At 71.4% G+C, this 12,237-nt stretch carries 9 protein-coding genes and 1 pseudogene; 5 read left to right on the forward strand and 5 right to left on the reverse strand.

Features of this window, described 5'->3' with window-relative positions:
• Window positions 1-15: 15 nt before the first annotated feature.
• Window positions 16-1,068, forward strand: a complete 1,053-nt coding sequence (locus ABZZ79_RS33505) for a YafY family protein (protein ID WP_356695312.1) — start codon at window positions 16-18, stop codon at window positions 1,066-1,068.
• On the opposite strand, the pseudogene ctaD reads toward ABZZ79_RS33505, so the two are convergent.
• A pseudogene (gene ctaD / locus ABZZ79_RS33510) lies at window positions 1,004-2,638 on the reverse strand (cytochrome c oxidase subunit I); the annotation flags it as partial. The gene ABZZ79_RS33505 and the pseudogene ctaD sit on opposite strands and share 65 nt — an antisense overlap.
• Window positions 2,639-2,987: 349 nt before the next feature.
• Between ctaD and ABZZ79_RS33515 the strand changes: the two are divergent.
• Entirely contained in the window at window positions 2,988-3,203 is a 216-nt protein-coding gene (locus tag ABZZ79_RS33515; RefSeq protein ID WP_356695314.1) for an I78 family peptidase inhibitor, read from the forward strand.
• Window positions 3,204-3,319: 116 nt separating this feature from the next.
• Here the strand turns inward: ABZZ79_RS33515 and ABZZ79_RS33520 are convergent, their stop codons facing one another.
• Together ABZZ79_RS33520 and ABZZ79_RS33525 are read right to left on the reverse strand one after the other, a co-directional pair.
• Window positions 3,320-4,345, reverse strand: a complete 1,026-nt coding sequence (locus tag ABZZ79_RS33520) for a phosphatase PAP2 family protein (RefSeq protein ID WP_356695316.1) — start codon at window positions 4,343-4,345, stop codon at window positions 3,320-3,322.
• Window positions 4,346-4,572: 227 nt separating this feature from the next.
• Entirely contained in the window at window positions 4,573-5,742 is a 1,170-nt protein-coding gene (locus ABZZ79_RS33525; protein WP_356695318.1) for a hypothetical protein, read from the reverse strand.
• A gap of 259 nt (window positions 5,743-6,001) precedes the next feature.
• On the opposite strand from ABZZ79_RS33525, the gene ABZZ79_RS33530 reads away from it, so the two are divergent.
• Together ABZZ79_RS33530 and ABZZ79_RS33535 are read left to right on the forward strand one after the other, a co-directional pair.
• Window positions 6,002-7,612 (forward strand): MFS transporter, encoded by a 1,611-nt coding sequence (locus ABZZ79_RS33530; protein ID WP_356695320.1) that lies wholly within the window; start codon window positions 6,002-6,004, stop codon window positions 7,610-7,612.
• Window positions 7,613-7,903: 291 nt separating this feature from the next.
• Window positions 7,904-9,088: an acyl-CoA dehydrogenase family protein gene (locus ABZZ79_RS33535; protein ID WP_356695322.1), complete on the forward strand. Its 1,185-nt coding sequence runs from the start codon at window positions 7,904-7,906 to the stop codon at window positions 9,086-9,088.
• Between the two features lie 39 nt (window positions 9,089-9,127).
• Here the strand turns inward: ABZZ79_RS33535 and ABZZ79_RS33540 are convergent, their stop codons facing one another.
• The gene (locus ABZZ79_RS33540) at window positions 9,128-9,565 is read right to left on the reverse strand and encodes a cell division protein SepF (protein WP_356695324.1); all 438 of its coding nucleotides are present in this window, start codon (window positions 9,563-9,565) and stop codon (window positions 9,128-9,130) included.
• Between the two features lie 344 nt (window positions 9,566-9,909).
• Between ABZZ79_RS33540 and ABZZ79_RS33545 the strand changes: the two genes are divergently transcribed.
• Window positions 9,910-11,082 (forward strand): DUF5685 family protein, encoded by a 1,173-nt coding sequence (locus tag ABZZ79_RS33545; protein ID WP_356695326.1) that lies wholly within the window; start codon window positions 9,910-9,912, stop codon window positions 11,080-11,082.
• Between the two features lie 44 nt (window positions 11,083-11,126).
• Here the strand turns inward: ABZZ79_RS33545 and ABZZ79_RS33550 are convergent, their stop codons facing one another.
• Entirely contained in the window at window positions 11,127-12,086 is a 960-nt protein-coding gene (locus tag ABZZ79_RS33550; protein WP_356695328.1) for an ABC transporter substrate-binding protein, read from the reverse strand.
• Window positions 12,087-12,237 lie beyond the last annotated feature (151 nt).

Consider the following 12,237-nt stretch of genomic DNA (forward strand, 5'->3'; position numbering starts at 1 on the left):
GTCACACTGGTGACCATGCTGGAGACCTCGGCCCGACTGCTGCGCCTGCTCTCGCTCCTCCAGGCCCACCGCGAGTGGTCCGGCGCGGAGCTCGCCGACCGCCTCGGTGTCACATCGCGCACGGTGCGCCGGGACGTGGACCGGCTGCGCGAGCTGGGCTACCCCGTGCACGCCAGCCCCGGCACCGGAGGCGGCTACCAACTGGGCGTCGGGGCCGAGCTGCCGCCCCTGCTGCTGGACGACGACGAGGCCGTCGCCGTCGCGGTCGGCCTGCGCACCGCCGCCGGGCAGGGCGTCGAGGGCATCGGCGACTCCTCGGTACGGGCCCTGGCCAAGCTGGAGCAGGTCCTGCCGCACCGGCTGCGCCGCCGCGTGGGCGCGCTGAACGCCTTCACCGTGCCGATGCTCCGGGGCACGGGCCCCGAGGCCGTCGACCCGGCCCTGCTGACCGAACTGGCCGGGCTGTGCCGGGACGCCGAACGGCTGCGCTTCGAGTACGAGGACCACGGGGGCGCGCCCACCCGCCGTACGGTCGAGCCGCACCGGCTGGTGTGCTCCGAGCGGCGCTGGTACCTGGTCGCCTGGGACCTCGACCGGGAGGACTGGCGCACCTTCCGGGTCGACCGCGTCCGCCCCCGGCCGCCGCACGGCCCGCGCTTCGTCCCGCGCGAACCGCCCGCCGACGACCTCGCCGCGTACGTCTCCCGGGGCGTCTCCACGCGCGCGTACGCCTCGCACGCCGTGCTGCGGCTGCTGGTGCCCCTGGAGGAGGCCGCGCAGCGCGTCTCGCCCACGGCCGGGGTGCTGGAGCCCGACGCCGCCGGGACCGGCGACACATGTCTGCTGCGCACGGGCGCCGCGAGCCTGGACGTGATGGTGGTGCACGTGATGATGCTGGGCTTCGAGTTCGAGGTGCTGGAGCCCGCCGGGCTGATCGAGGCGATCAGGACGGGAAGGGACCGGCTGAGCCGTGCTCTTGAACGGGGTGGGTCTGCGCCAGCTCCGCGTACTGCGGATAGTGCAGATCGAACGCCGGGGAGTCCGAGCGGATCCGGGGCAGGGTGCTGAAGTTGTGCCGCGGCGGCGGGCAGGAGGTAGCCCACTCCAGCGAGCGGCCGTAGCCCCAGGGGTCGTCGACCTCGACCTTCTCGCCGTACTTCGCGGTCCGCCAGACGTTGTAGAGGAACGGCAGCGTCGACAGGCCGAGCAGGAACGAGCCGATCGTGGAGACGGTGTTCAGCGCGGTGAAGCCGTCGGCCGCCAGATAGTCGGCGTAGCGGCGCGGCATGCCCTCCGCGCCCAGCCAGTGCTGGACCAGGAACGTGGTGTGGAAGCCCACGAACAGCATCCAGAACTGCATCTTGCCGAGCCGCTCGTCGAGCATCCGGCCCGTGAACTTGGGCCACCAGAAGGAGAACCCGGCGAAGATCGCGAAGACGACCGTGCCGAAGACGACGTAGTGGAAGTGCGCGACCACGAAGTACGAGTCGGTGACATGGAAGTCCATCGGCGGCGACGCCAGGATCACCCCGGTCAGCCCGCCGAACAGGAACGTCACCAGGAAGCCCACCGCCCACAGCATCGGCGTCTCGAAGGACAGCGAGCCCTGCAGCATGGTGCCGGTCCAGTTGAAGAACTTCACGCCCGTCGGTACGGCGATCAGGAAGCTCATGAAGGAGAAGAAGGGCAGCAGCACCGCGCCCGTGGCGAACATATGGTGCGCCCACACCACCACCGACAGGCCGGTGATCGCCATGGTGGCGCCGACCAGGGCCGTGTAGCCGAAGATCGGCTTGCGGCTGAAGACCGGGATGATCTCGGTGATGATGCCGAAGAACGGCAGCGCGATGATGTAGACCTCGGGATGCCCGAAGAACCAGAACAGGTGCTGCCACAGCAGCGCCCCGCCGTTGGCCGCGTCGAAGACATGGCTGCCGAAGCGGCGGTCCGACTCCAGGCACAGCAGCGCGGCGGCGAGCACCGGGAACGCCATCAGGACCAGGATCGACGTGAACAGCGTGTTCCAGGTGAAGATGGGCATCCGGAACATGGTCATGCCGGGGGCGCGCATCCCGATGATGGTCGCGACGAAGTTGACCGCGCCGAGGATCGTGCCGAAGCCGGCCAGCGCGAGCCCCATGATCCACAGGTCGGGTCCGACGCCGGGCGAGCGCTCCAGGCTGTTGAGCGGCGCGTAGGCGAACCAGCCGAAGGCGGCCGGCCCGTCCGGCGTCAGCAGCGAGCCCAGCACGATCAGGCCGCCGAACAGGAACAGCCAGAACGACAGCATGTTCAGCCGCGGGAACGCCACGTCCGGGGCGCCGATCTGCAGCGGCATCAGCTCGTTGGCGAACCCCGCGAAGCTCGGCGTCGCGAACAGCAGCAGCATGATCGTGCCGTGCAGGGTGAACAGCTGGTTGTACTCCTGGTTGGACATCAGCTGGAGCCCCGGGCGGGCGAGCTCGGCGCGCATCAGCAGCGCCATCACCCCGCCCGTCAGGAAGAACCCGAACGCCGTGATCAGGTACAGATGGCCGATCTTCTTGTGGTCGGTGGTGGTCAGCCAGTCCACCAGCACCCGGCCGCGTCGCTTGCGGTGTACGGGTGCCGCCGCGGCCCGCACGGTCTGCGTCCCCATCGCTGGCTCGCCCCTTCGCTCGTCGCCCAGGGCCGCCGCGGCCGTGCATTTCGCCCGTGGTTGCGATGTCGCGCGCGTCCGTCCGGAAACGGAATGGAACGGGTCCGCTGACAGTCCTCAGGGCACTTTCCGCCCGGAATTTCCGCGACGCCCGGCGACACGCGGGAATTACGTTCGAATGCCCGCGGAAGGACTACGGAACCCCTCATCCGGGTGACGGAGTTCGAACGGAACCCGTGTAGTGATCTTGTGACAGAAGCGTGACCGGGCGGGGACCGTTACGCGCCGTGGCCGCCGCCCGCCCCGGCCCCGCCTTCCCCGCGCGGGGGTTTGCCCCTAGCGTGGCGGCATGGCACCGATACCGAAACCCGCCGCCGAACCCCAGGACGAACCGGACGCCTACGTCGGCCTCGACGCCGCCGGCGCGGAGCGGCGTGCGCGCGAGCGGGGCTGGACGACCGTCCGCTCGCTGCCGCCGGGGGCGATCGTCACCATGGAGTACCGCCAGGGCCGGCTGAACTTCGAGGTCCGCGCGGGCCGCGTCACGCGCGCCTGGAAGGGCTGACCGGGGCCCGAAATCCGCCGTAGGACTGCGAAGGCCCCGTTCCCGTCGAGGGAATCGGGGTCTTCGCCGTGCGGGGCGGGGGTGTGCGTACCGTGCGCCCGCGCTCCTGGGGCCGGTCAGCCGCCGGTCAGCGGGCGGGACGGGGAGCCCGTACCGCGCGGGTGGCGGTCGGAGTGCGGCGGGCGGCGGCTGCCGACCGGGGTGAGCGGGGTGCGCTCCGAGCGGGCCGTGTGCGGGCCGGGGGCCAGGTAGGCCGGGGAGCGCGCGGTACGGGCGGCCGACGAGGGGATCGTCTGGCGCACCGGCGCGGTGTCGCCGCCCTCGGTGGCCGCGAGCGGGGCGAGGACCGGGGTGGGCACCGGGGCGGAGCCGGTGCGGGGGTCGGTCCAGCGGTCGCGCAGGTCCAGCAGGAAGGCCTCGACGCTGGAGATGAGCGGCTCGAACCAGGGCAGCGCCAGCAGCACCAGCAGGCCCGCGGCCCAGCCCAGCAGAACGTCGCTCAGCCAGTGCGTGCCGAGGTAGACGGTGGTCAGGCCGACGCTCAGGGACAGCACGGCCGACAGCGCCGACAGCCAGCGCCGGGTCCAGGGCGTGGAGGCCAGATAGGCGAGGATGCCCCAGGTCACCACGGCGTTCGCGGTGTGACCCGAGGGAAATATGTCGCTTCCGGCTTCGAGCCAGTGCCACATCTCGTTGGAACCGACCTCGGTCGCGTAGTGCGGTCCCGAGCGGCCGAGGCCGTACTTCACGGCGCCCACCGTGATGTTCAGCAGCAGCACCGCCGCGCCGAAGGCCAGCAGCGGCCGCAGGGTGCGCTGCCGCCAGGAACGCCAGCCGAGCCAGGCCGCCACCATCACGGCGGTCGGGCCGCGCTGGCCGAGGACGACCCAGTAGTCGAGGAAGGCGTGGATCTCCGGCCACTGCTGGTACGGCCGGAAGAGCATGGCCTGCCAGTCGACCTGGACCAGCCAGGTCGTCGCCGCGACGGCGAGCACGATCGCTACGTAGAAGGCCAGAGCCGCGCCGAAGAGCACCACACGGTGCCGCGTCATCCGGGGCACGTCCAGGACGGGCCGTTCGGGTTCGCGGTCCAGTCTGGTGAAGATCCGGTCCAGCCGGGTCAGCCTTGGTTCTGTACGCACGTAATCGACGTTACAGGGAGTGAGCTAGACAACCGGCGGAAGCACGGGCTTCGTAATGACGATGTGATGTGTGATTCCTCTCAGGAGTCGGTCAATTTCCACGGAATCCGAAATCGAGTGGACGGGTTCCCTTCAATTCCTTTGATCATTCCGGCATCTGGTTTTGCCGCCCTTACGAATTCGTTCACCGGGGCATGGTGTGGAATTCACCGGGAGTGCGCGGTGGGTCACGGCGGGCCGGATCCGTTCAGCCAGAACGCCCCGTAGACCGCCGAGGCCGCGGCCACCGCCGCGAGCACCGCCGCCGACCTGCGGGGACGAGCCCGGGCCAGGGCCAGGGCGAGCGGCAGCAGCAGCGGGAACGCCGGCATCAGCAGCCGCGGTTTCGAGCCGAAGTAGCTCGACGCGCACAGCGCGAGCGCCGTGACGACCCCCGTGTACACCAGCAGCGGCAGCGGCTGACCCTGCCGTACGCCCACGACGTACAGCCGGATCACCAGTGCGACACCCGCGATCAGGGCGAGGCCCGCGAACGCGCCCGGGACCGAGGTGAACTTGTCCGCCACGAAACGCGCGAAGGCGTAACCGCCGTCGAAGCCGTTGCGCCAGCCCGCCTGGACGTCCAGATAGCCGAGCGGGCCCTTGCCGGTGCGATGACCGACCCACAGCACGTACCCGGCGGCGCCCAGGGGCGCGAGCAGCAGGCCCAGGGCGCGCCGCCACGCCGGTGCGCCGGCGGCGGGAAGCCGGGACTCCCTCGACTCCCATACGAAGGCGGCGATCCCCGCCGCCCACACCGCCGCGACCACCGCCAGGCCCACCGGGCGGGTCAGACCCGCCAGCGCGGCCAGGGTGCCCGTGGTGATCCAGCGGCCGGTCAGCACGGCGTGCAGCGACCACGCGGCGAGCGCGGTGAACAGTGACTCGCTGTAGGCCATCGACTGCACGATCCCGACCGGCAGCACCGCCCACAGCAGCACCGCGCACACCCCGGCCCGGCGCCCGTAGACATGGTCGGCCACCGCGAACACGCCCCACGCCGCGGCGAGCGAGGCCAGCAGGGACACGACCAGCCCGGCATCGGCGTACGACAGCGGGCTCACGGCGTGCAGACCGCGCTCCAGCCACGGCAGCAGCGGGAAGAACGCCAGGTTGGAGTGCACGTCCCCGTTCGGCAGCCGCACCTCGTAGCCGTAGCCCAGCTCGGCCACGCGGGTGTACCAGAGCGAGTCCCAGCGGGCCGTCAGCAGCGTGAGCGCGCTCTTGCCGCGCGCGGCACTCCAGAGGACCAGCACGAGCAGGCCCAGCGCGCGGACGGCCGCGTACCCGAGAAGGGCCGGGGCCGCCCGCCGCAGGGCCGAGGGGGCCGGTGCCACGCGCGTGTCAAGATCGGTCACGGGCTCGATTATCCGGTGTGCCGGGAACCGCCCCGCCCCCGCTGACGTGGAACGAGGCGCGGGGAGTGGCGTACGCCACACCCGTTCCGGGACACGGGTGAGAGTTCCGCCACGCGGCCGACGCACGAACTCGCGTACGCTGACGGATCTCGCGTATCCGTTGCGCGGGCCGGGGCTGCCGCTCCGCTCCGGCCGTCGTCACGGGGAGTCCCCACCCTGTGAGCCCGCCGTACGCGAGGGACTTCTGGGAGGTACGTGCATGTCCAGGACGACCACGGCTGCGTTGCTCGTACGCCGTCGGCCGACCGGGGCCGGTGCCAACCGCTGGGTCGTCCTCGTGGTCCTCTGCGTCAGCCTGCTGCTGGTCGCGGTGGACGCGACCGTGCTGCACGTGGCGGTGCCCGCTGTCACGGAGGACCTCCAGCCCGGTGCCATAGAACTGCTCTGGATCGTCGACACCTATCCGCTCGTCTGCGCCTCGCTGCTGATCCTCTTCGGCACGCTCGGTGACCGCGTCGGCCGCAGACGGATTCTGCTGCTCGGCTACGCCCTGTTCGGGGTCGCCTCCGCGCTCGCGGCCTTCGCGCCCGATCCACAGGTGCTCATCCTCGCGCGGGCGCTGCTCGGCGTCGGCGGGGCGATGATCATGCCCGCGACGCTGTCGATCCTGCGCCAGGTCTTCCCCGACCGGCGGGAGCGGGCGCTCGCGATCGGCATCTGGAGCGCGGTGGCGGCGGTCGGCGCCGCCGTCGGGCCGCTGCTCGGCGGCTTCCTCCTGGAGCACTTCTGGTGGGGCGCGGTGTTCCTGGTGAACATCCCCCTGATGCTGGTCAGCCTGCCCGTCGGGCGGATGCTGCTGCCCGAGTCGACCGGCGACGGGCGTGGGCCCTGGGACGTCGTCGGCGCGCTGATGGCCGCCGGGGGACTGTTCGGTGTGGTCCTCGGTGTGAAGCGGCTCGGTGGCGGGGAGGCCGTGGGCAGTGTGTTCACGCTGGTGCCGCTCGTGGCCGGCGCCGTACTGCTGACGCTGTTCGTGCGGCGCCAGCGGCGGCGGGCGCATCCGCTGGTGGATCTGCGGATGTTCGCGCGGCCCGCGTTCAGTACGTCGGTGGGGTGCATCGTCCTCGCGATGCTCGCGCTGGTCGGGCTGGAGCTGATCGCGGCGCAGTATCTGCAGCTCGTGCTCGGGCTGTCGCCGCTTCAGACCGGGCTGCGGCTGCTGCCGCTGACCATAGCGGCGATGGCGGCGGGACTGTTCGGGGCGCGGATGCTGCGGCGGTTCGGGCCGCGAATGATGGTGTGCGCGGGGTTCTGTCTGACGGCGGCGGCCGTGCTGCTGCTGTTGGGGATGGGACGTTCGGACAACACGGGGTTGCTGCTGGCGGGGTTCGTGCTGCTGGGGTTCGGGCTGGAGACGACGCTGTTCGGGGCGTACGAGTCGATGCTGAGCGAGTCGCCGGCCGAGCAGGCCGGTGGGGCCGCGGCCGTCGGGGAGACCTCGTACCAGCTGGGCGCGGGGATCGGGATCGCGCTGCTGGGGTCCGTGATGAACGCCGCGTACGCGCCCGGGGTGGCGTCCGTTCCCGGGGTGCCCGGGTCCGCGTCCGTCGCGGCCGGGCATTCGCTGGGGGAGGCGTACGCGGTGGCCGGGCGGCTGGGCGGGGAGGCGGGGGTCACTCTGCGTCGCGTCGCGCGGGACTCGTTCGTGCACGGGCTGCATGTGACCCTGCTGGTCAGCGCGGGGTTGTTGCTGCTCGGGGCGGTGATGGCGTTGCGGCTGCCGCGGATCATGCAGTGCGAGGCGCTCGACGCGGTCGACGTGGAGCTGCCCGCGCCCCGGGGTGTCGCGGAGTCCCGGGTCTCCGTCTGAACCTTCACCCACCCACGCACCGCCCGTCACTGTCCGTCGAGGCCGGCCTCTCCCGTGGGGTGTGTTCGCCGTCGGCGGCTTGCCGCTCGTGTGTGTGGGGCTTTCCCACCCGCACCGCCCGTCACTGTCCGTCGAGGCCGGCCTCTCCCGTGGGGTGTGTTCGCCGTCGGCGGCCTCGGGGGCGGTGGCGCGAGCTTCGCGAGCCGGGGTGGACGTCCCGTACCGCGCGTCGTAGCGTCTGGCCGTCGCTGTTGTTAGCGGTGCTAGTTTCCCGCGTCGGAAGGTGTTGCCGTGTCCTCGAAGTTGCCCGCGTTCGATCCGGCCGATCCGCTGGGGATCGACGACCTGCTGGATGCCGAGGAGCTCGCCGTCCGGGACACCGTGCGGCGGTGGGCCGCGGAACGGGTGCTGCCGTATGTCGCCGAATGGTACGAGCGGGGGGAGCTGCCGCAGATCCGGGAGCTCGCCAAGGAGCTGGGCGGGATCGGGGCGCTGGGGATGTCCCTCCAGGGGTACGGGTGTGCCGGGGCGTCCGCCGTGCAGTACGGGCTGGCCTGTCTGGAGCTGGAGGCGGCCGACTCGGGCATCCGCTCGCTCGTGTCCGTGCAGGGGTCGCTCGCCATGTACGCCATCCACCGGTTCGGCAGCGAGGAGCAGAAGCAGACCTGGCTGCCGCGGATGGCCGCCGGTGAGGTCATCGGGTGCTTCGGGCTGACCGAGCCCGACATCGGGTCCGACCCCGCCTCCATGCGGACCCATGCCAAGCGCGACGGCGGCGACTGGGTGCTGAACGGCCGCAAGATGTGGATCACCAACGGGACCGTCGCCGGGGTGGCCGTGGTGTGGGCGCAGACCGAGGACGGGATCCGCGGGTTCGTCGTACCGACCGACAGCCCCGGTTTCTCCGCGCCCGAGATCAAGCACAAGTGGTCGCTGCGGGCGTCCGTCACCAGCGAGCTGGTCATGGACGACGTGCGGCTGCCCGCCGACGCGGTGCTGCCGGAGGTCACCGGGCTGCGCGGGCCGCTGAGCTGTCTGTCGCACGCCCGCTACGGCATCGTGTGGGGCGCGATGGGCGCGGCCCGGTCCAGCTTCGAGGCCGCGGTCGAGTACGCGAAGTCGCGGGAGCAGTTCGGGCGGCCGATCGGCGGGTTCCAGCTGACCCAGGCCAAGCTCGCCGACATGGCGGTCGAACTGCACAAGGGGATTCTGCTCGCCCACCACCTGGGCCGGCGCATGGATGCCGGCCGCCTGCGTCCCGAGCAGGTCAGCTTCGGCAAGCTCAACAACGTACGGGAAGCGATCGAGATCTGCCGTACGGCCCGGACGATCCTCGGGGCGAACGGGATCTCGCTGGAGTACCCCGTGATGCGGCACGCGACCAACCTGGAGTCGGTCCTCACCTACGAGGGCACCGTCGAGATGCATCAGCTCGTGCTGGGCAAGGCGCTCACCGGCCTGGACGCCTTCCGGTGAACCCCCGAGCGGGGGCAGGGCCGGTGTGTCGGCCCTGCCTCAGCTCTGGTTGAAGAAACCGTCGTTGCGGTGTGCGGCCGGCTCGCCGCTGACGATCTCCGTGTTGGCCGGGGTCAGCAGGAACACCCGGGTGGACACCCGCTCGATCGAGCCGCGCAGCCCGAAGATCAGGCCGGCCGCGAAGTCGACGACGCGCTTGGCGTCGGCCGCCTCCATGGCCGTGAGGTTCATGATGACCGGGACGCCGTCCCGGAACAGCTCGCCGATGGCGCGGGCGTCCCGGAAGCTGTCCGGGGTGACCGTGCCGATCCGGCGGCCCTTCTCCTCGGCCGTGTCCGTGGCCACCTTCACTCGCGGGTCCGTGACCCAGGCGTCCGCGGAGTCGTTCCCCTCGTAGGTGTCGTCGTCGTAATAGCGCTCGTCATCGTTGTCGTCGACGAGGCCGAGCCACGCACTCGCCTTGCGCACCGATCCCATGGACGCCTCCTCTCACAGCGGTCTTCTTCGTCTTTCCGCAATCCCTATGGTCATCCATGATGCGGACGAAGCGCCAAGTGGATAGACGCCGCGCGGGGGGTTTGTGACGGTACTGGTGCACAGCCGATCCGTCGAGAGCCCAGTTCCCCCAAGGGTCGTGACGCGTATGGCTGCTGACTGTGAGTGAAATATGATTCTTCACGGCACACGAGTGAATGACAGTGCGTACGGGTGAACGGACCGCTCCGGGGGGACCTTCCGGCCCGACGATCGGTCGATACGATCGGGCACTCGGCTCGTTGTCGACGCTGTGTCAAACATCGCGCGCATCACGGGGGATCGTCGTGTTCGGAATCGTCAGGCCGTGCCGCCATCGTCTCGGTGAGCGGCTGAAGACCCAGTGGATGGCCCACTTGTGCGGGCTCTGTCTGGCGCTGCGCAAGGATCACGGGCAGTTCGCCCGGATCGTCACGAATTACGACGGTTTGCTGGTCTCGGTTCTGACGGAGGCTCAGGCCCCGCGGGAGCGGGCCGAGGGCTGGCGGCGCACGGCCGGGCCCTGCCCCCTTCGCGGTATGCGCACGGCCTCCGTGGCCCAGGGCGAGGGCGCCCGGCTCGCGGCCGCCGTGTCGCTGGTGCTCGCCTCGGCGAAGGTGCGCGACCACATGGCCGACGGGGACGGACTGCTGGCGCGGGCTCCCGTGGCCGTCGCGGCGCGCCGGGTCGCCGAGAGCTGGGGGCGGGCGGGAGCCCGCAGCGGTTCGGCCGTCGGCTTCGACACCGCCGTGCTGGTCGAGGCCGTGGACCGGCAGACCGGGCTGGAGGCGCTGGCCGGTCCCGGCACCCCGATCCTCACCGTCACCGAGCCGACCGAGACCGCCACGGCGGCCGCCTTCGCGCACACCGCCGTTCTCGCCGGGCGGCCCGGCAACGCCGAGCCGCTCGCGGAGGCGGGGCGGCTGTTCGGGCGCCTCGCCCATCTGCTGGACGCGGTGGAGGACCGGGAGGCCGACGCCGCGTCGGGCGCGTGGAACCCGCTCGCCGCGACGGGCACCTCGCTCGACGAGGCCCGGCGGCTGGCCGACGACGCCGTGCACGGCATCCGTCTGGCGCTGCGGGAGGCCGAGTTCAGCGACGGCAAACTGGCCCACCGGCTGCTCGTGCACGAGCTGGCGGCCTCCGTGGACCGCGCCTTCGGGACCGTCGCCTGCGCGCACGGGCCCTCGCTGTACGGGCCGCCGCCGTCGGGTCCGTACGGGCCGCCCGGCGGGCCGGGCGCGCCCCTGCCGCCCCCGCCGCCGCACCGCGACCGGCGTGGACTGCTCGCCGGATGCGCGGTGTGGGCCGGGCTGGCCTGCACCTGCCAGATGTGCTGCGGCACGTACGAGGACCCCTGGACGCGTGAGCGCAAGGAGGGGCTGTGCTCCAACTGCGACTGCTCCAACTGCTGTGACTGCTGCAACTGCTGCGGTGAGGACTGCTGTTGCAGCGGGTGCGACTGCGGCTGCGACTGCTGAGCCGCAGACGCGCACGGACCGCGGCGGCCGGCACCGTCGCGGCACTAGTCCTTGAGTTCCGGAGGTGAGATCTCCGACCTGGCGATCGCCGAACCCGTCGTGCCCCACTTCTTCAGGATGCGGTCGTACGTCCCGTCCTCGATGAGCTTGTTCACCGCCGCCTGGAACGCCGGGGCCAGCTTCGTGCCCTTCTTGAAGGCGAAGCCGACGTCGAGGCGGTGGAACTCGTTGAGGAACTTCACGCCCTCCTGGTGCGCGACGGCGTAGCGCAGGCCGTTGATCGTGGACATCACCACGTCGCTGCGGCCCTGCTGGAGCGAGGACCACAGGGCGCCCGTCTCGCTGTAGGTCTGCACGGTGTACGCCTTCTCGCCGGCGTCCGCGCAGACGTGCTTGTTCTCCTCCAGCGTGGCCTCGAAGGTGGTGCCCGCGCCGGTGGCGACGTTCAGCCCGCACAGCTGCCCGAGATCGGTCACCTCGGACAGCTCGCTGTCCTCGCGGGTGGCGAAGCCCTGGCCGTCATTGATGTAGGTGACGAAGTCGATGGTCTTGCGCCGCTCGTCGGTGACGCCGAAGTTGCTGGCTCCGAAGTCGTACTTGCCGCTGTCCAGGGCGGGCAGGATCGCCTCGAAACTCGCCTGTTCCGTGTTCAGTTCGATCCCGAGCACCTTGCCGACGGCCTGGGTGAAGTCGACGTCCTGGCCGGTGAGGGTCTTTCCGTCGTCCAGGTAGGTCGTGCCGGGCGGGGTGCCGCCCACGCTGACGGCGACGGTGAGGTTCCTGACGTCCGGCGGGAGGAGCTTCGCTGCGGCCTCGTCCTTCGGGACGCCCGAGACCACGTCCTCGGTGGGCACCTGACCGGACTTCGCCGCCGCCTGCGCGGTGCCGCCGCCGGCGGGGCCGTTCGAGCCGGAGCCGCATGCGGTGAGCAGCAGGGCGACCGAGGTGATCAGGGCAAAGGGGGTGAAATGGCGTGCGTGGGCGCGCAGGGGCGTACGACGCATGGTGTGCGGTCTCCTGAGGAGCTGAAGGCGGAAAAGCGCGGGGTGAGGGGAGGGGCGCGCGTGTGAAGGCGTGAGCGGGGAGCGCGGGCTGCGCTCCGCGTCAGCGGGGTGCTCCCTGCGTCAGGCAGGGCAGGCAGGGGGTCGGCTCAAC

This window comes from Streptomyces sp. NPDC006458 (assembly GCF_040612135.1).
Classification (GTDB): domain Bacteria; phylum Actinomycetota; class Actinomycetes; order Streptomycetales; family Streptomycetaceae; genus Streptomyces.